The organism is Cutibacterium acnes, from assembly GCF_003030305.1.
Taxonomy (GTDB): Bacteria; Actinomycetota; Actinomycetes; order Propionibacteriales; family Propionibacteriaceae; genus Cutibacterium; species Cutibacterium acnes.
On sequence record NZ_CP023676.1, the window covers coordinates 1,449,935 to 1,468,520 of the forward strand.

Sequence of the window (18,586 nt, forward strand, 5' to 3'; positions counted from 1 at the left end):
CTCCTGTCACGGATTAAGACCAATGAGAGGCAACCCCGTAGTCTCGGGGAGACCAAAGGCCACGTTGAGACATTGAATGACGGCACCAGCCGTCCCTTTAACAAGGTTGTCCAGAGCGACAACGATGGTGGCAAGGCCGTTATCAGGATCGCCCACAGCATTGATGTGCGTCATAGCGGACCCGACGACGTCATGGGTATCGGGGTAGGCGTTAGTGACGTGAATGAGTGGCTCGTCACCATAGACCTCGCGCAACCGCGCGAGTAAATCATCAGAGGAAGCCTGTGATGGTGCGGTGCACACGGCGAGAATTCCCCGGGTCATCGGCACCAGCACGGCGCTAACGCTCAGGTGCGGTTTCTCAGCTCCCGCCATGCGAAGTGACTGCAGAATTTCAGGAATGTGACGATGAGCGTTACCAACCGAATAGGGATGGGCTCCCCCACTCATTCGGGAGAATGTGAGATCTGGACGACTGGATTTTCCAGCACCGGATGTCCCAACTATAAGGGTGGCTGTCGACTGAGAAATGTCAACAAGGCCGACGAGGGGTGCCAGTCCCAGGGCAACCGCGGAGGCATTGCACCCTGGCGCAGCGATGCGGGTTGCACCTGACAGCATGTCACGTTGCGAGCCGCCCTCAGCTCGTGGCAGCTCGGGAAGTCCATACGTCCAGGTACCAGCGTGGTCACTGCCGTACCAACGCTGCCAGTCTGACGCTGATAACAACCGAAAGTCCGCTCCAGCATCGACGATGACAAGGTCGGGATTCATCTTCACAAGCTCCTGGACAATCTGCCCGGAAGCCCCATGAGGCAAGGCCAGCACGACGGCGTCGTCGTGGGAGGCGAGACGCTCAACGTCGATCTCGGAAAGGGTTCGCTCCTTAGCCACACCGACAAGGTGAGGCATGACGTGCGCCAATGGAAGTCCAGCCTGGCTGTGCGCAGCAAGATCTCCCATCGTAAACGCGGGATGCCCTGACAGCAGGCGCACGACTTCGGCTCCCGCATACCCGGAAGCTCCGGCGACGGCAACAGTGAATCCTTTTGCGCTCATGTGCATATTTATACACTCGATCGCCCACGAGACCAACCCCGACTCACAATGTGATCGAGAACGGCCACCCCGCACCTATACGTGCGACGGCGGCCATCAAAGATTCAGCGTTTGCGGTTGCGCACCCGATTTGCCAGAGCTCGCTGAGCTTCACGCTTGGCATCGCGTTCGCGGATCGCCTGGCGCTTATCCCAGTCCCTCTTACCGGTGCCAACGGCAATCTCGACCTTGGCGTAGCCGTCCTTGAAGTAGAGCTGCAACGGAACGATCGTTTTGCCCGGGCCGTCCGCCTCGCGAGACAGCTTGGCGATCTCACGCTTATTGAGCAAGAGTTTGCGCTTGCGCATCACGTCGTGATTTCGCCATGTTCCGAAGGCATATTCGGGGATATGGAGGTTATACATCCACACCTCACCGCGTTCATCGACCTGAGCGAAAGCATCAGTCAACGTGGCCTTGCCAGCCCGCAGGGACTTCACCTCGGTTCCCTGCAGAACGAGCCCGGCCTCCCATGTGTCACCGATGGTGTAGTCATGGGTGGCGCGTCGGTTACGCGCGACGACCCTGACCCCCTGCTCCCTGGGCATGACAAACCTCCTTCGACACAGGATCTTTCATCCTATACGAAGAAATTAGACTCTAAGGTACTTCTTTGTTGCAACGTAGGCTGGCGCCACAGATAGCACGACTGCTACGACAACCATCCACGCGATGGACTTCCACACCTGGGGCCATCCAACCCATGCCAACGTCGTAATAGAATGCGCCATTTTACGCATGACGACCACATCAGCGCCCAAAGCCAGGGTCACACAGGCAAGCAGCGCGCCAAGAAGCCCTGCGATGAGAGATTCAAGGAGGAAAGGCATGAGGATATAGGTGTTGGACGCACCTACAAGTTTCATAATTCCCAATTCTCGACGTCTGGAGAAAGCCGCCATCCGAATCGTGTTACCAATCTGCAAGGCTGCCGCAACGAGCAGAAGCACAGACATCCCAAAGGTGACCCATCTCAGAGCATTCATCCACAGGAATATCGGGTCCAATACGTTATGTAAGTCGACAACCGACTGCACTCCCGGCAGACTTTGAGCCTCCGTCACCACCCCCTGGTACTGCTGAGGGTCAACCAGCTTGACACGATACGAGTCCTGGATGGTGTCCTCTGTCAAGACGTCACGCACCGGAGAATCAGCATAGATACGCTGATACTCTTCGAACGCCTCATGCTTGGATTCGTAGTAGACGCGGGAAACTTGCGGGTTTGACTCCAATGCCTCACGGATGGCGTCCTTTTGGGCCTGGGTGGCAGCTTTCTCGCCTGAGCATTGGGCCCCAGGAACACCATCGACGCACAGAAAGACCGATACCTCGACCTTGTCGTACCACTTGCCCTTGAGCAGATCGACCTGTTGGGTGGCCAACAGAGCCGCCCCGAATAGGGACAGGGACACCCACATGGTGACGACGACGGCCAGGGTCATCGCTGCGTTGCGGCGTAGTCCAGACCACGTCTCTCGCAAGGTGTGACGCATGTACTTCCTCGTTCTGTACTCGTGTCGGGGATCTCAAGAATTACGGTAGACGCCCTCGTTCTCGTCCCGGACAACATGTCCGAACTCGAGTTCGATCACTCGCCGCCTCATCTGATCGACAATCGTCGAATCATGGGTAGCCATGACGACCGTCGTGCCAGTGCGATTAATGCGATCAAGCACTTTCATGATGCCCACTGCAGTATCCGGATCAAGGTTTCCAGTGGGCTCGTCTGCGATGAGGATCTTGGGGCGGTTAACAAAAGCCCTAGCCAGAGCGACGCGCTGTTGCTCGCCACCGGAAAGTTCGTCGGGCATCCGCTTTTGTTTACCATCAAGGCCAACCAATTCAAGGGTGTCGGGGACGACGCTGCGAATCTCCTTCGTCGGCTTGCCGATAACCTGCATCGCGAAGGCGACGTTCTCATAGACCGTCTTCTTCGGAAGCAGGCGGAAGTCCTGGAAGACCGTGCCTATCTGGCGACGCAACGCGGGCACCTTCCACGACCTCAACTGGTTAAGATTCTTCCCGGCGACATACAGGGTGCCGCGGGTGGGTCGGTACTCACGCAAGATGAGTCGGATGAAGGTCGACTTCCCTGATCCGGACTGACCCACGAGGAAAACGAACTCCCCCTTGTCGATGTCGACATTGACGTCAGATAGAGCCGCTTGGCTCTGCCCGGTATATGTCTTTGTGACACTATCGAAGGTGATCACGTCTGTCCCCGTCAGTCGGTTTCGTTCTTGCGACGCCAACGAATACCAGCGTCGATGAAGTCGTCGATATCTCCGTCGAAGACGGCATCAGTGTTACCGACCTCATGATTCGTACGCAAATCCTTGACCATTTGGTAGGGATGCAGCACGTAGGAGCGCATCTGGGCTCCCCAAGAGTTGCCCTCCGACTTCAATGAATTCATTTCGGCTTCCTGTTCCTCACGGGCTTTCTCAAGCAGCTTGGCCTGAAGAACTCGCAAGGCGGCGGCCTTGTTCTGAATTTGGGAACGCTCATTCTGACAGCTCACTACGATGCCGGTCGGAAGGTGTGTCAGACGAACGGCAGAGTCGGTGGTATTCACACCCTGGCCACCAGGGCCCGAGGCATGGAAGACGTCAACGCGCAGATCGGACTCTGGGATGTCGACGTGGTCGGTCTCCTCAACGACGGGCAACACCTCGACACCGGCAAAGGATGTCTGACGGCGCCCCTGGTTGTCGAAGGGACTAATGCGCACCAGACGGTGGGTGCCCTGCTCGACCGAAAGAGTGCCGTAGGCGAAGGGGGCATGAACGACGAACGTCGCCGACTTAATGCCTGCCTCTTCAGCGTACGAAGTGTCGAGGATTTCAACCTTGTAGCCGTGACGTTCGGACCAACGCAGGTACATGCGTAGCAGCATCTCCGCAAAATCGGCAGCGTCAACACCGCCAGCCTCTGAACGAATCGTGACGACGGCCTCGCGCTCGTCGTATTGCCCCGACAGCAAGGTCCTCACCTCGAGAGCGTCAATCTCCTCACGAAGCTTAACCGTCTCGGTCGTCGCCTCAGCTAGGGATTCCTTGTCGTCATCAGCAGCCGCGAATTCCAACAGCACGTGGACATCCTCGATCCGCGCGCGCAACCGCTCCAGACGTTCAATCTCAGCCTGCAGGGCCGACAGTCGAGAAGTCACCCGCTGCGCATTCTCTTGGTCGTCCCAGAGATTGGGAACGGCCACCTGCCTCTCGAGGTCCGCGATCTCCGCTTTCTTAGCCTCCGGATCGAGAACATTCTCAATCGAGGACAGGGATGCGTCGAGGTCCTCAACGGTCTGCTGAAGGTCTACCAATGCCACGTTGAGCAACTCTACAGGGACGTGGCGACAACTCCGGTGCGATGATTCTCCACCCGGGAAGTGTGCTTCACGTGATAAATCGGTAGAGTAGGTGCACCTGGGGCGTATAGCTCAGTTGGTCAGAGCGCCTGCCTTACACGCTGGAGGTCGCCGGTTCGAGCCCGGCTGCGCCCACTTCCACAATGAATGGCCGTGCCAAGTGCACGGCATTCCAGCCCACGGTGTCCATGCTTCTGCATTAACTATGGACATTAAACGTTTTTACGATACCGTGCATCCCGCCAGTATCAACCACACGAAAAGAGGTGTCCATATGACGGAGCCGAACAATCCACACTGACCCGATGAGGCCGGTGTCTCAGGGTGGCCGAGCGAGGCCGGACGTGATCCCTACGGACAGCCTAGCAATCCCTACCAGATGCCCGCCCCCTACTCGAGCGGCCTTCCAGTAGCTGAGAATCATCGCCGCCCGTACGTCGACTTCGGCTTGGCCATCAAGTTGTTCTTCAAGAACTATGCGGTTTTTCGAGGCCGCGCCTCCCGCTCAGAGTACTGGTGGACCGTTCTGTTCAACTTCATCATCGCCGTCGCGATACAGGCGCTCATGCCCATCCTCCAAGGCGTCGGTCTCATGTCGGCCATTACCTCGAACTCCACGACCGAATTCTCCGCCATGTCGACATCCGGCGTCATCTTCACGATGCTGCCCCTTGCTTGGCTACTCGCTATTATTATTCCTTGCCTCGCCCTCACGGTGCGCCGTCTCCACGACGTCAACCACTCGGGATGGTGGGTCATGGCACCGACTCTCTGCGGCATCGTGTCCGCGATCATGATGATTCTCGCATTTGTATCCGCCGCCGCAAATGACGGGAAACCATCTATGGCGCTACTGACGATCGGCATCGTTCTTTTCGTCGCCATCTTCGTCGTCAATATCATCCTTCTTATCTTCGTCATCTCGGATTCTCATCCCGAAGCATGGAAGAAGTACGACAAGGAGCCTCTGCCCGTCACCGAGTGATCCAGGGTTCATGTGGGGGAGGGTCCGCGCCAAGTGCTCGGACCCTCCCCCACATCATCGCTCAACCCTCCGCCTGCAAATTGGCCAACACGTCGTCAAGGTCATCAGGCTTGACCAGAACGTCCCTCGCCTTAGACCCCTCAGACGGCCCGACGACATTACGGGTCTCGAGGATGTCCATAAGTCGGCCCGCCTTAGCAAAGCCCACACGCAACTTACGCTGCAACATTGACGTCGATCCCAGTTGCAGCTCGACCACGAGCTTCGCCGCTTCCAGCACAAGCTCCATGTCGTCACCGATATCCTCAGCCACCTTCATCGCGGCCGTCGGGGCGGCGACATCGTCGCGATAATGAGCCTCCATCTGGGACTTGACATGGGAGACAACCTGATGGATCTCGGAATCAGACACCCACGCTCCCTGCACACGCACTGGCTTCGAAGCACCCATCGGCAGGAAGAGCCCATCGCCCTGGCCAACGAGCTTCTCGGCACCCGGCTGGTCCAAAATGACTCGCGAATCGGTCATTGAGGAGGTCGCGAAAGCCAACCGAGACGGAATATTGGCCTTGATGAGGCCGGTGCACACATCGGTCGATGGACGCTGAGTAGCCAACACCAAGTGGATACCGGCAGCACGTGCCAACTGGGTAATACGAACGATGGAATCTTCAACATCACGAGGGGCTACCAGCATGAGATCGGACAGCTCGTCAACGACGACCAACAGGTACGGGTAGGGAGCCAAGACCCGTTCCGATCCCGGAGGCAAGGTGACCTCGCCAGCCTGTACAGCTTTATTGAAGTCCTTGACGTGACGGAATCCGAACGCAGCCAGGTCGTCATAGCGCTGGTCCATCTCACGCACGACCCATTGCAGAGCTTCGGCGGCCTTCTTGGCGCTGGTAATAATGGGCGTCACTAAGTGTGGAATCCCCTCATACTGGGTCAGCTCCACCCGCTTGGGGTCAACGAGCATCATCCGCACCTCGTCAGGAGTAGCTCGCATCATGACCGAGGTAATGAGGGAGTTAACGAAACTCGATTTACCGGAACCAGTGGCACCAGCGACTAGCAGATGGGGCATCTTGGCCACGTTGGCTATAACAAATCCGCCCTCGACATCCTTACCCAGGCCGACGACCAGCGGATTGTGATCATTGCGAGCCTTCGAAGAGCGCAGCACGTCGCCCAAGGAGACGACCTCCTTGTCCCGGTTTGGAATCTCAATACCGATAGCGGATTTTCCAGGAATCGGCGACAGGATACGCACGTCGGGAGAAGCAACAGCGTAAGCGATATTCTTACTCAAGGCGGTGACCTTCTCCACCTTGACGGCCGCACCAAGCTCGACCTCGTATCGCGTGACCGTCGGGCCACGGGAATAGCCAGTCACCTGGGCATCGATACCAAATTCGTCGAAAACCGTTGACAGCTTGGAAACGACAGCGTCGGAGGCATCAGTACGCGCCTGCGGCACTGAACCTGGACGCAACAGTTCCGAGGCCGGCAGGGTGTAGGCAATGTCCCCGGACAGTTGCAACTGTTCCACTCGGGCCGGCATCGGCTCATGAGCCGGCGGCTCGAGATCGGTATGTTCGTGAACGGTAAAGCCCTGCGGCAACCCGGCAGTTGTGCGCGCCTTATTCAGCTCATCGTCCGTCGGCACGTCACGCGGCAGGGATTCCTCAGCTGAGGCCGACGGCGTCTCGTCCACAATTTCAGCATCAAAGATCGCGTCAAGGCTCTCGTTAGTGCGCTCGGAACTGCTCTTGCGCTTTCGAGGACGCTCCTTAACAGGATCCATCTGCTGGGTATCGACGTCATCATCACGGTGATCGACGAGGGTATCCCCCACCAGCGGGGTGTCATAGGCGCGACGCGACTCAATTTCACGAGGCTTAACCACGGCCCGGTGCGAAGCGCTACGAATGTGGGTTACACCGTCAATTAACGGCCGTCCCACTACCAGCAACACCCCTAGAGCCGTCATGACGAGGAGCAGCGGCAAAGCGACCCATTTCGTTAACAGATCCGCGAACAAACTTGAGGAGATGTAACCGAGCATCCCGCCGGCGGCGCGCACTACCTCAGGATGATCGGGGCGCGGCAGGCCATGGGCAATATTGATAACCCCAAGTAAGCCAAGAAAGAAACAAGCCCAGCCCAGCACCTGGCGTCCACCGGTCCCAAGTGTCACTGGGTGACGCAGGGTATGCCACATCGCGGCTAGGCCGAAGAGCGGAAGGGCATAGGACAGCGCCCCGAAGATCGTCGAGACTCCCATTCGCAACCCATTGCCAAACCCGCCCGGCAGGTCGAACCAAAAGCCAGCTGCGACAAGGGCAGACAGCAGCAACAGCACGAGGCCAGTACCGTCATGAGTGATATCAGGTTCGGAAGGACGTCCACCGATCCCACGAATCATACTTCCCAATCCCCTCGCAATGCCGGACCACGTCGCTGACAGCACCTGGGCCACCGGGTTAGGGGAAGTGGACGCGCTGGAGGGCGTCGACCTGCTCCGCGAGCTGGCCGACGTTTTCTTGTTGCTTCCGTTCGAGCGCGCGCCCGAGCCACGCGACGATTTTTTCGCCGCCGTCTTTCGGGGCCGCGCTGGGGAAGACGCACGGGTCGCCATGTCATTGACGTTATCAACCATGGCCACCACCCGCCCAGAGGTGAAGCGGGGAGTCACGGGATTGGTAGTCGTGGCGCGAAACTCGACGGCACTGTAAACGCCGTCGCCACCTCAGGAATGGAAGTGGGTCCAACCTCGTTCCTGTTGCCAGACTTGGCCATCAACGAGAACCGTGGGATCTGGTGCCTCATCGGGAGGTAGGACCCGTCCGACGACGGTCCACCCATCCGGAACAGTGCCGGGAGCGAAAGTCGCTGCCAACGCATGATCCTCCCCACCGGCAAGCACCCACGTCAGCGGGTCCACACCGGTGGCCATACCGACGGTGCGGACTGACTCGGTGATATCCAGCTTCGCAGTGTCGATATCCATGGCGAATCCGGATGCCTCCGCGATATGGCCCAAATCAGCCAGCAGACCATCCGACACGTCAATCATGGCGTGTACTCCAGCCTTAGCCGCCACCCGTCCTTGACCGTAGGGAACCTCGGGACAACGCTGGGCAGCCACAACGGCACGTGGAGAACGGAAACCGCGTCCGAGAAGGGCCAGTCCGGCAGCTGCCAAACCGAGTTGGCCAATCACCGCAACTTCATCGCCGGGTACAGCACCGTCACGACGCACAGGTGCCATGCCAGCGGTCTGTCCGATAACTGTTACGGCGATGCTGACAACCGGGCCGCCCGTGGTGTCCCCACCGACGACGCTGACTCCTGCCTTCTGGGACTCGGCGGTCATCCCGGCCATGAATTCGCGGGCCCAGGACGCCGGAAGATCACCGGGAGCGGAAAACCCGACGACGAGGGCTACTGGTACGGCGCCCATTGCCTCGATGTCGGAAACGTTGACGGCGACGGCCTTTCGGCCCACGTCGGTCGCCGTCGACCATCGACGCCGGAAGTGAACCTCCTCGACGAGGACGTCGGTCGAGACAACTGCGGAACCGTCTACCTGGAACACCGCGCCATCGTCTCCCGGGCCGAGAGTGACAGCCTGGCCCATCGTCAAGTCGCCGACCATCGAGGAGATGAGGGGAAACTCCCCTACCTGGGAAATGGTCGTCGTGGTGGCCATGGGATCTCCTTATCAACCGGTCATCGGCGCTAGCGTGAATATGTGCGCATCTATCATGCATCCCCGGTCGCAACCCTGCTAGTGGTCTTCCTCCTGACCACTGCCTGCTCCGGCCAGGATGAGCCGATCGCCCATCCTTCTCCCAGCGGCCCTGCTGCGGCGGGGTGTCGAGCAGTCATGGCAGATTTACCGCAAACGGTTGCCGGGGCGACGCTCAACGACCACGACACGACCGTGGCAACCTGGGGTGATCCGCATATCGTGCTGCGCTGCGGGGTCGACAAGCCTGCTGGCCTCCAACCAACGTCACCCTGTGACGTCGTCAACGATGTCGGATGGTTTTCTGAGCAGATTGACGACGGCTGGCGATTCACCACTATTGGGAGAGCAGGCAACATCGAGGTGACGGTTCCGACTAGTTACGCCCCGCAGGCGGACGCCCTGGTCGATCTTTCAGCAGCCATTAAGAAAATGCCCCAAGTACGTGCTTGCCAGTGAGATACACCCCGATCAGCGCAGGCCGAGGGGCCTTTCCAAAGCCAACTCAATGAGCTCACTGACAATCTGGGCGTACGTCATGCCACTGGCCTGCCACATAAGTGGGAATCCTGAGCTGCGGGTAAATCCGGGCATGGTGTTGGGCTCATTCACGTAAACGGCGCCGTCAGGGGTGACGAACGTGTCAATACGGGCAAGCCCTTCACAGCCAAGCACCTGGAACGCTTTGATCGCGACTTTTTGCACCCGTCTGCGGGTCGCATCGTCCAGATTTGCATGAGCCTGAACGGATGCTTTCTGCTCTCCACTGAGGTATTTAGCTTCGAAGTCATAGAAGCCGTCAGGGTCATGAACGACAATCTCACCGGGCACGGAGGCCCGAGGGGCAGCACCATGACGGCCATCAATGACAGAGCACTCGATCTCGCGACCACGAATCCCCTGCTCAATGAGGACTTTGCTGTCGTGCTCGCGGGCCATCTCAATCGCAGTTTCCAGGTGTTCTGGGCTTGTCACGCGAGAAATGCCGATCGAAGATCCACCGCGGGCCGGCTTCACGAATACCGGGTATTCCAGGCGAGATGCAGCCTTGAGGATAGCATTTCTGTCCTCACGCCACTCATGATCACGCACGACAACGTAGGGTCCGACCAATACTCCAGCTTCCGAGAGGATCATCTTGGTGAGGTGCTTGTCCATGCAGTTAGCGCTGGCTGCCACCCCGCACCCGACATATCGCACCCCGGCCATCTCCAGCAGGCCCTGAATGGTGCCGTCTTCACCGAATGGTCCGTGCAATACTGGAAATACCACCTGGACTGCATCGACATTACCCTCGGTATCGACGATGCAGGTGCCCTCGGGCATCTGTTTGACCGACACCAGAGGACGATCTCCCACTTCGACAGTAGGAAGTTGTCCGGTACCGGGAAGAGCGAGGATTTCGTCGGCCCCATATCGCACCCAGATCCCCTCGGGGCTAATACCGACACCGGAGACATCGAATCGTTCGGCGTCAATCGCAGCTACCACGTTCGCCGCCGAAAGGCAGGAGATCGAATGCTCCGAACTCATCCCCCCGAAGATGACAGCGACGTGGATGCGATTCATGTGAGGTCCTTTCCGTATGACGGCACTCAACCTTACCGAGCCAGTACCTCAGTGAGGGTCGACGACTGGCCGCGCGGAAGCAATGGACTTGGGAATACGTGCCCCTTTGCGCATGTCGTAGCGATCCGGCGGTGGGAACTCCCCCCGAGCCCGAGCAACTTGGGCGTCAATGGCGTCCATGATCCGATTCGTGGCCTCCCTGACAGACGCAAGGTCGTGACGACCTCGCAAGTCTGACAGCTCAACATCGGTGCCGCAGTACAGCTTCATGGTCTTACGCGGCCACAGTTTCGGGAAGGTCATCTCCTTGTAGCCCATGACCTCTTGGGGTCCCCATTGTCCAACTGGAATGACGGGGACACCCGTCTCCAGCGCCAGACGTGCCGCTCCTGTGCGTCCTGTCATGGGCCAGTGAAGCGGATCAGCGGTGATCGTACCCTCGGGGTACATCACGACCGTCATGCCCTTATCGAGGGCTGCCTTAGCGTCGTGGAGGACCTTGGCCGGGTTGGGACCTTTCCGGTCGACCGGGATTTGTCCACTAGCCGAGGCCACCCAGCCGACGATCGGCACTGAAAACAGCTCTTTCTTCGCCAGCCAGTGCGGCCACCGTCCGTTGGCGACAAGGAAAGCCCCCAGCACGACTGGGTCGTAATTCGAGATGTGGTTGCTGACGATGAGCGCCGGCCCGGGGCCAGGAAGGTTCTCGCCACCGTGATGATCAAACCGCGTCAGGATACGAGCCAGCGGATACAACGTCCCTACCCCCATTCGGAAAATCAATCCGGGGGCGTCGGCTGGGTTAGTCACGGCGGGCAAAGCCACGGTTGTCCCTCCTGAATGAGCTAGATTACCCTACCCTACCGATTCGTCGATTCTGCGAGCGATCATCGACCGGGTTAGTTGATCGATAGGCGCGCCAGGTCAAGACGTAGTCGGCATGAAGGACGGCCGATGTGCCTCATATGCGGCGATATCGTCTGCGTGTTCTAGGGTCTCGCCGACGGCGTCAAGACCGGCCAGCAGACGCTGACGCGTGACGTCATCAATATGGAACGGGTAGGTCGTGCGACCCGGAAGGTTAATCGTCCGATTCTCGAGGGAGAGGGTGAGCTGCTCACCAGGATGCTGCTCGGCAAAGTCCCACAACTCTCCGACGACCTTGGGATCAACCTGAGCCAGTAACAAGCCGTTGTTCGCAGAGTTATTGCGAAAGATGTCAGCAAACCGGGAACCGATCTCGTCGGGGTCAAATCCATGTACTCCAAACGCTGCGCTGCGAGCTACCTCGTCCTCAAAGTCTTCGACGGCCGGCACCACACCGCCTAGGGGGGAGTCCCTGCCCAGGGTTGGTACCCCAGGTAACGAAGGGGGGCGAGATTCGAGGCGTCCACATGGATCTCAGCGTCAAAGGTCGCATCGTCGTCAGTACGCAGAGTGCGCCAGTACGCGACAGCCTTGTCCCACTGTGCACCACGCGGAGCGTGCGGACGATCCTTGAGGTAGGTGAAGGTGGTCTCATCAGAAGCAACCATGCCGACGCGAGCTCCCCACTCAATCGACATATTGCAGATCGTCATGCGACCCTCCATCGACATCTTCTCGATGGCCTCGCCGCGATACTCGACCATATGACCTTGTCCCCCACCGGTGCCGATCTCGGAGATGAGGGCCAGGATGAGGTCCTTAGGTGTGACCTCCTCAGGCACTTCCCCATCCACCATGACGGCCATCGTTGTGGGACGAACCTGCGGGAGGGTCTAGGTAGCCAACACATGCTCAACCTCGCTGGTACCGATACCGAAGGCTAAGGCCCCGAAGGCGCCGTGTGTAGAGGTGTGGGAGTCACCACAGACGACAGTCATCCCCGGCTGGGTGAGACCCAGTTGGGGACCGATGATGTGCACGACCCCCTGATCGGCGTCCCCTAAAGGCGGCACACCGAACTCAGGTGCGTTGGCTCGCAACGCCTCGACCTGAGCGCGCGAGACCGGGTCAACAATTGGCTCGATACTGCCGACGGTAGGGATGTTGTGGTCCTCGGTGGCAATGGTCAGAACCGAACGACGAACCGAGCGCCCAACTAATAAGCTCATCGAAAGCCTGCGGACTTGTCACCTCGTGGACGAGGTGAAGGTCGATGTAGAGAAGATCACGCTCCCCGTCGTGCCCCATGCCTGAACGATGTGAGCGTCCCAGAGTTTCTCGCTCAACGTCCTCCCCACCGCACCTTCCCATCCGTTGTTTGCAGTGTGATCCCCCTCTTGACAACACCCATTTTGGTTCGACGGTCAAGATTTGGAACGCTAGTATCGGCATATGGACGAATCAAGTGGTGTTGGTGTATTGGACAAGGCCGCCCTCGTATTGGCAGCCCTCGAGACCGGACCGGCCTCCTTAGCAGGGCTGGTTCAAATGACCGGATTGGCTCGCCCGACAGCCCATCGCTTGGCGCGCGCTCTGGAACACCACCGTTTCGTCGGACGCGATCTACAGGGGCGTTTCATTCTTGGCCCGCGGCTATCAGAACTTGCCGCAGCCGCCGGCGAAGATCGTCTCTTGGCGGCTTCCGGGCCGATCCTGGCCAGGCTGCGTGACATCACAGGTGAGTCCGCTCAGTTGTACCGACGCCAGGCCGGCAGCCGTGTCTGTGCCGCAGCTGCTGAACGTCCCACCGGTCTTCGCGACACCATTCCGGTCGGGTCGGTGTTGTCGATGGACGCCGGTTCAGCCGCTCAGATCCTGCTGGCATGGGAAGACGTCGACAAGATCCGCCGTGGCTTAAGCCACTCTGCCTTCTCCGAAGTCACCTTGGCAGCCGTGCGCAAGCGCGGCTGGGCTCAATCTGTCGGTGAGCGTGAGGCCGGTGTGGCATCGGTCTCGGCCCCAGTGCGCTCTCCCTCAGGAAAGGTCATTGCGGCTATATCGGTGTCAGGACCGATCGAGCGTCTCACCCGTCAGCCGGGACGTATTCACGCTCCTGCCGTCGTCGCGGCGGGAGAGCGCTTATCGGAGGTGCTGCGCCGGTCCGCGCAATGAGGGTCACAGTGCTGCCCAAAGCGACCAGGGGTGTGAGAGGGTAATTCTTCGCACCTTGGGGGATGGCATCTCGCCAAGATGCTGCCATGGCCCGGATCCTGCTAGATCCGGGCCATCTACCATTGGTAGCCCCGAGCGGATTCGAACCGCCGTTTCAGCCTTGAGAGGGCCGCGTGCTAGGCCGCTGCACTACGGGGCCATGAAGTTATCAATGACCGTCGAGTTCGGTCTTGAAAACCTTCTTCGATTGTCCCCCGACTCGTTTCCAAACCGGGCTGGAAAACTTTAGCAATCCATCCGCTATCTGTGCAACTTCATGGATTTGGTTTCCCGCGCTGGGGTACCAGGACTCGAACCTGGACTAACTGAACCAGAATCAGTCGGGCTGCCAATTACCCCATACCCCAATGTCATTCCACCGTGATGAACCTCGGTGGCGCAACGACGAGAAACTCTAATGGCCCATCCACCAACTTTGCAAATCAGGGCGAAACTCCTTGTCACGCGGGTGTCCGTCGGGCCACTCTCATGAGACTTCCGATCCACCATCCGGCAAGAGCGATCGTCAAGAAGCCACCAACGTCCCACGCGGCATCCACCCAACTCATCGCGGTCATGCCGCGGGCCTGCGACACCCCTCCCAGAAAGACTGCATAACCGAAGGCGAAAAGGTTGTTGACGACGTGAGCCGCCACGCCAGCCTCGAGGCCTCCTGTGACGATGACGAGCCAACCGGCGAGCAAACCAAAGGCGAATCGATCCGCGAAAAGCCACGCGTTTTGCGTGCCATGCATGAAGGCAAAAACCAGTGCGGAGACGACTACCGACGTCCAGCACCCGGCTTTTTCCGGCAGGTTCACCGACAGTCCAGAGATGACGTTCATGAGGTAGCCGCGAAAGAACATCTCCTCGGCGATCGCTTGGAACGGCGAAGTTATGATGATTGCCAACAACCACGCCCACCAGTGCCGGGGAACGATGTAATGGGCGTTGACCCCTCCTCGTACCAGTAACTGCGTGAGGTTGAGCACCACTACAGCGACAAGGCCCACCAACAACCCGAATCTCCAGCGAATTCCTGGTTGTACCGAAGCCACCCATCGCGGCACACGATGGTTAAGGTAGCGGGCGAGCACAAGCACCACGACGATCAGGCTGGCTAGAGCTACATGTGTGGCTATGAGCCCTCCGACGGTGTGATACCCGGCTGCTCGCGTGTAATAGGCGCTGAACCTTTCCCCGTCGGTACGCTCAAGGAGCCAACCGACGCCAAGGAAGGCGTATAGCAAGCCCGGAACGACGACGGCATACCCCAACAGCAACCCGATGAGCCCCAGCAGTCCGGGACCCGGGCCAGCACTCGAATCAACGAGAACCCGGGTGTAGTCGACCCGTGGCTCGGGGTCAGTCACCGTCACATGGCGGGACAGGACACGAGCCGCCATCAGACCTCCACGACAGTGTTCGTTAGCGTCCCGATCCCCTCAATTTCAACCTCGACGCGCTGTCCGAGCTCCATCGGCCCGACCCCAGCGGGGGTACCCGTGAGGATGACATCGCCCGGCAACAAGGTCATGAACGAAGAGATATAGGAGATGAGCTTGGGGATGGTGTGGACCATCTGGTCGGTATTACCGTGCTGAACCTCCCTACCGTCTAGTCGAGTCACAATCTGGCGGTGAGACGCTTCTGCAATGGAGAAGTGGGTAACCATCCATGGCCCCAGCGGGCAGAAGGTGTCAGCCCCCTTGGCGCGAACCCAGTGACCGTCAGAATCTTGCAGATCGCGGGCAGTGACGTCATTGGCAACGGTGAACCCAAAGATGACTTCCTGAGCTCTGTCCTCTGGCACGTCCTTACAGATCCGTCCGATAACGATGGCCAGCTCCCCCTCGTAGTGCAGGTTGGAGGACGCAGTCGGTCGCACAATGGGTTCGTCAGGGCCGATAACCGAGGTATTCGGTTTAACAAATAGAAGCGGTTGGTGGGGAACCTCATTGCCCAGTTCGCTGGCGTGATCGGCGTAGTTACGACCAACCCCAATGATCTTCGATCGCGGAATCACCGGAGACAGCAACCGCACATCGGCAAGGTCGTGACGGGCACCAGTGTATTGAACCGGTGCCGCCACTGGGTCTCCAGTGATAACGGCGATGGTCTCGGGATGATCTCCATGATCGGCAGCAAGCTCTACGATCCCGAAGGCAGGGTCGGAACCAGCGGTGACAAACCGGGCAATACGCATGAGTTAAGACTAACGACATAACGCGACATAACCGGGGCATCCACGCACTGAAGAAGGGTAAGCCCTGTCATACTTGCGCCATGACCAGCACCTATTCCGTCGTCGACCTTATCCGCGCTAAGCGCGAAGGCCAGACTCTCAACTCCGACCAAATCGCATGGCTTATCCGCGCCTACACCGACGACATCGTCGCCGACGAGCAGATGTCTGCCATGGCGATGGCGGTGTACTTCCAGGGGCTCGACGACGCTGAGCTGTCAGCCTGGACGACGGCCATGATCAAGTCGGGCGAGCGGATGTCCTTCGCTGGGCTGTCCCGCCCCACTGTCGACAAGCACTCCACTGGCGGCGTGGGCGACAAAATTACCTTGCCGCTGGCTCCCCTGGTGGCCGCGTGCGGTGCTGCCGTCCCACAGCTGTCTGGGCGTGGCCTGGGCCACACCGGAGGCACCCTCGACAAGATGGAGGCCATTCCCGGATGGCGGGCGGATCTCTCTCATGACGAGATGGTCGCCCAGCTCGAGAAAGTCGGCGCCGTCATCTGCGCAGCGGGCCCGGGACTAGCCCCTGCTGACAAGAAGCTCTACGCCCTGCGCGACGTTACCGGCACCGTCGAGTCCATCCCGCTGATTGCTTCGTCCATCATGAGCAAGAAGATCGCAGAGGGCACCGACAGCCTCGTCCTCGATGTCAAGACCGGCTCGGGTGCCTTCATGAAGACAGATAAGGACGCCCGCGAACTCGCCAGCCGTCTCGTCGAGCTAGGTGAAGCCGCCGGGGTGCGTACCACCGCCCTACTGACCCACATGGACGTCCCACTGGGTTACGCCTGCGGTAACGGCATCGAGGTTGCCGAATCCCTCGAGGTGTTAGCCGGCGGAGGTCCTGCCGACGTCGTCGAGCTCACCGTCGCCCTGGCCCGTCACATGGTGAAGGTGGCTGGATTGGACGGCATCGACCCGGCCGATGTACTCGCCAGTGGCCAGGCAATGGATGTCTGGCGCAACATGGTTCGTGCCCAGGGCGGCGACCCTGACGCTCCACTACCGATGGCCCACCACACCCAGGACATCGTCGCCACCGAGGCTGGCGTCATCACCGGGATTGATGCCATGTCCGTTGGCCTAGCTGCCTGGCGTTTGGGTGCCGGACGCGCCCGCAAAGAGGATCCGGTGCAAGCTGCGGCTGGCATCATGTTAAGAGTTCGCCCCGGCGACCGCGTTGTCACAGGCCAGCCATTGGCCACCCTGCTCACCGACACCCCCGACTCCATTGCGCGGGCCGAGGATGCCATGACCAACGCGTTCACCGTCGGGCAAACCTTCCAGCCGCAAGACATTGTCATCGACACCGTCGTAGCCCAGTCGTGAACATATCATTGGGGCCGGCCCCAATGGACGTCGACGCCGTCAGCAGACTCGCTTCAACCAGCCACGGGTGTCCTCAGCGCGTCCGAACTGGATATCCAGCAGACGGCGACGGATCTCCATCGTGGTCTTTCCGGTGGGCTCAGAGACCTTCACGTCGGTATCTCCATCTAGGAAAGAGCCGATCGGTGTGACAACCGCGGCGGTACCGCAGGCGAAGACTTCCGGGAACTCGCCAGAGCGAACGCCATCAAGGAGCTCGTCAACATCGATCTTGCGCTCCACTGGTTCAAGACCGAGGTCGGGGGCAACTTCCAGAATGGATCTGCGAGTCACGCCACGTAGGATGGTGCCAGCTAACTCGGGGGTGACGAGCTGACCGTCCTTGCTGATGGCCATGAAGTTCATACCACCCAGTTCCTCGATCCAGCGATGTTCAACTGCATCGACAAAGAGCACCTCGTTGCAGCCACGGGTCTTGGCATCGATCTGGGAACGCAGCGAAGCTGCGTAATTGCCACCGCACTTCGCCTCACCGGTACCGCCGGGGGCCGTTCGAGCTTGACGACGCTCGACGAGGAGCCGCAGCGGTTTCACCCCGCTGACAAAGTAAGCGCCAACGGGAGAACCAATAACGGAAAACAGCACGGTACTTGCCGCGGCAAGACCGAGGAAATCCTGGTAGGCGATCATGAACGGCCGCAGGTAGAGGGACTTCTCTCCACCCTCACCGGGCTCAGGGACCCAACGGGAGTCGACCTCAACCAAGCGCATACAAGCAGTAACGAAGTCTTCGACTCGCAGCGTGGGCAGGGCGAGACGCTCGGCCGACCGAACAAAACGCTCACCGTTCTGATCAGGGCGGAAGAGCCAGATAGAACCGTCAGCGTGGCGGTAAGCCTTCAGGCCCTCGAAAATCTCCTGGGCATAATGCAGCACAGCGCTGCCAGGATTGATATCAAGTCCGTGGTAGTTGACCACGGCGTCGTCTCCCCAGCCTTCACCGGCCTGCCAGGTAGCAACAGCCATATGGTCGGCAAGGACCGCACCAAATCGTGGATTGGCATGTTCCAGCGCGATCCGCTCGTCGGAGGACCACGTCAGATCGTCAGCAGAAGCAAAGCGCAAACTCATAGCCACACATTACACCCACGCC

At 59.4% G+C, this 18,586-nt stretch carries 18 protein-coding genes, 3 tRNA genes and 2 pseudogenes; 6 read left to right on the forward strand and 17 right to left on the reverse strand.

What is annotated here, in order from left to right:
- Positions 1–6: 6 nt before the first annotated feature.
- The 5 genes from argC to prfB all read right to left on the reverse strand — a co-directional run bounded on the left by argC (position 7) and on the right by prfB (position 4,432).
- Complete coding sequence (gene argC, locus CPA42_RS07285; protein WP_002515346.1) at positions 7–1,065, reverse strand: N-acetyl-gamma-glutamyl-phosphate reductase; 1,059 nt, start codon at positions 1,063–1,065, stop codon at positions 7–9.
- A 98-nt stretch (positions 1,066–1,163) separates the two neighbouring features.
- Complete coding sequence (gene smpB, locus CPA42_RS07290) at positions 1,164–1,646, reverse strand: SsrA-binding protein SmpB (protein WP_002515350.1); 483 nt, start codon at positions 1,644–1,646, stop codon at positions 1,164–1,166.
- 45 nt (positions 1,647–1,691) lie between these two features.
- Positions 1,692–2,594: a permease-like cell division protein FtsX gene (ftsX, locus tag CPA42_RS07295; RefSeq protein WP_002515352.1), complete on the reverse strand. Its 903-nt coding sequence runs from the start codon at positions 2,592–2,594 to the stop codon at positions 1,692–1,694.
- A gap of 33 nt (positions 2,595–2,627) precedes the next feature.
- Entirely contained in the window at positions 2,628–3,314 is a 687-nt protein-coding gene (gene ftsE, locus CPA42_RS07300; RefSeq protein ID WP_002515344.1) for a cell division ATP-binding protein FtsE, read from the reverse strand.
- An 11-nt stretch (positions 3,315–3,325) separates the two neighbouring features.
- Complete coding sequence (prfB, locus tag CPA42_RS07305) at positions 3,326–4,432, reverse strand: peptide chain release factor 2 (RefSeq protein WP_002515349.1); 1,107 nt, start codon at positions 4,430–4,432, stop codon at positions 3,326–3,328.
- Between the two features lie 100 nt (positions 4,433–4,532).
- On the opposite strand from prfB, the gene CPA42_RS07310 reads away from it, so the two are divergent.
- A tRNA-Val gene (locus CPA42_RS07310) sits at positions 4,533–4,606 on the forward strand.
- A gap of 70 nt (positions 4,607–4,676) precedes the next feature.
- Positions 4,677–5,456, forward strand: a pseudogene (locus CPA42_RS07315) (DUF805 domain-containing protein).
- A gap of 61 nt (positions 5,457–5,517) precedes the next feature.
- Here CPA42_RS07315 and CPA42_RS07320 read toward each other — a convergent pair.
- Complete coding sequence (locus tag CPA42_RS07320; protein WP_002519407.1) at positions 5,518–7,884, reverse strand: FtsK/SpoIIIE family DNA translocase; 2,367 nt, start codon at positions 7,882–7,884, stop codon at positions 5,518–5,520.
- A gap of 19 nt (positions 7,885–7,903) precedes the next feature.
- Here CPA42_RS07320 and CPA42_RS07325 point away from each other — a divergent pair, with 19 nt between their 5' ends.
- Positions 7,904–8,194 carry a hypothetical protein gene (locus CPA42_RS07325; protein WP_002519406.1) on the forward strand — a complete coding sequence of 97 codons (291 nt, stop codon included), beginning with the start codon at positions 7,904–7,906 and terminating at the stop codon, positions 8,192–8,194.
- A 14-nt stretch (positions 8,195–8,208) separates the two neighbouring features.
- On the opposite strand, the gene CPA42_RS07330 is transcribed toward CPA42_RS07325, so the two are convergent.
- Positions 8,209–9,171 carry a thiamine-phosphate kinase gene (locus CPA42_RS07330; protein WP_002515338.1) on the reverse strand — a complete coding sequence of 321 codons (963 nt, stop codon included), beginning with the start codon at positions 9,169–9,171 and terminating at the stop codon, positions 8,209–8,211.
- 42 nt (positions 9,172–9,213) lie between these two features.
- Between CPA42_RS07330 and CPA42_RS07335 the strand changes: the two genes are divergently transcribed.
- On the forward strand, positions 9,214–9,669 hold the full coding sequence (locus CPA42_RS07335) for a DUF3515 domain-containing protein (protein ID WP_002515347.1): 456 nt from the start codon (positions 9,214–9,216) through the stop codon (positions 9,667–9,669).
- A gap of 12 nt (positions 9,670–9,681) precedes the next feature.
- Here the strand turns inward: CPA42_RS07335 and CPA42_RS07340 are convergent, their stop codons facing one another.
- The 5 genes and pseudogenes from CPA42_RS07340 to CPA42_RS13205 all read right to left on the reverse strand — a co-directional run bounded on the left by CPA42_RS07340 (position 9,682) and on the right by CPA42_RS13205 (position 12,954).
- Entirely contained in the window at positions 9,682–10,779 is a 1,098-nt protein-coding gene (locus CPA42_RS07340) for a D-alanine--D-alanine ligase family protein (RefSeq protein WP_002515351.1), read from the reverse strand.
- A 48-nt stretch (positions 10,780–10,827) separates the two neighbouring features.
- Positions 10,828–11,550 (reverse strand): lysophospholipid acyltransferase family protein, encoded by a 723-nt coding sequence (locus CPA42_RS07345; RefSeq protein ID WP_002520170.1) that lies wholly within the window; start codon positions 11,548–11,550, stop codon positions 10,828–10,830.
- A gap of 153 nt (positions 11,551–11,703) precedes the next feature.
- Positions 11,704–12,099 carry a 3-isopropylmalate dehydratase small subunit gene (locus CPA42_RS13195; RefSeq protein ID WP_002519403.1) on the reverse strand — a complete coding sequence of 132 codons (396 nt, stop codon included), beginning with the start codon at positions 12,097–12,099 and terminating at the stop codon, positions 11,704–11,706.
- 5 nt (positions 12,100–12,104) lie between these two features.
- Positions 12,105–12,836, reverse strand: a pseudogene (locus tag CPA42_RS13200) (aconitase family protein).
- The gene (locus CPA42_RS13205) at positions 12,775–12,954 is read right to left on the reverse strand and encodes a hypothetical protein (protein WP_002519402.1); all 180 of its coding nucleotides are present in this window, start codon (positions 12,952–12,954) and stop codon (positions 12,775–12,777) included. The pseudogene CPA42_RS13200 and the gene CPA42_RS13205 overlap by 62 nt, the downstream one beginning before the upstream one ends.
- Before the next feature lie 144 nt (positions 12,955–13,098).
- Here CPA42_RS13205 and CPA42_RS07355 point away from each other — a divergent pair, with 144 nt between their 5' ends.
- On the forward strand, positions 13,099–13,818 hold the full coding sequence (locus CPA42_RS07355; RefSeq protein WP_002517908.1) for an IclR family transcriptional regulator: 720 nt from the start codon (positions 13,099–13,101) through the stop codon (positions 13,816–13,818).
- Positions 13,819–13,941: 123 nt separating this feature from the next.
- Here CPA42_RS07355 and CPA42_RS07360 read toward each other — a convergent pair.
- From CPA42_RS07360 to CPA42_RS07375, 4 genes are all read right to left on the reverse strand, one after another.
- Positions 13,942–14,017 (reverse strand) — tRNA-Glu (locus CPA42_RS07360).
- 136 nt (positions 14,018–14,153) lie between these two features.
- Positions 14,154–14,225, reverse strand: a tRNA-Gln gene (locus tag CPA42_RS07365).
- A 93-nt stretch (positions 14,226–14,318) separates the two neighbouring features.
- Positions 14,319–15,263, reverse strand: coding sequence for a CPBP family intramembrane glutamic endopeptidase (locus CPA42_RS07370; protein ID WP_002516508.1), 945 nt, complete (start codon positions 15,261–15,263; stop codon positions 14,319–14,321).
- Positions 15,263–16,063, reverse strand: coding sequence for a fumarylacetoacetate hydrolase family protein (locus CPA42_RS07375; protein ID WP_002516499.1), 801 nt, complete (start codon positions 16,061–16,063; stop codon positions 15,263–15,265). The genes CPA42_RS07370 and CPA42_RS07375 overlap by 1 nt, the downstream gene beginning before the upstream one ends.
- An 80-nt stretch (positions 16,064–16,143) precedes the next feature.
- Between CPA42_RS07375 and CPA42_RS07380 the strand changes: the two genes are divergently transcribed.
- On the forward strand, positions 16,144–17,433 hold the full coding sequence (locus tag CPA42_RS07380; RefSeq protein ID WP_002516498.1) for a thymidine phosphorylase: 1,290 nt from the start codon (positions 16,144–16,146) through the stop codon (positions 17,431–17,433).
- A gap of 39 nt (positions 17,434–17,472) precedes the next feature.
- Here CPA42_RS07380 and CPA42_RS07385 read toward each other — a convergent pair whose 3' ends face one another.
- The gene (locus tag CPA42_RS07385; protein WP_002519401.1) at positions 17,473–18,564 is read right to left on the reverse strand and encodes a branched-chain amino acid aminotransferase; all 1,092 of its coding nucleotides are present in this window, start codon (positions 18,562–18,564) and stop codon (positions 17,473–17,475) included.
- Positions 18,565–18,586: the final 22 nt, after the last annotated feature.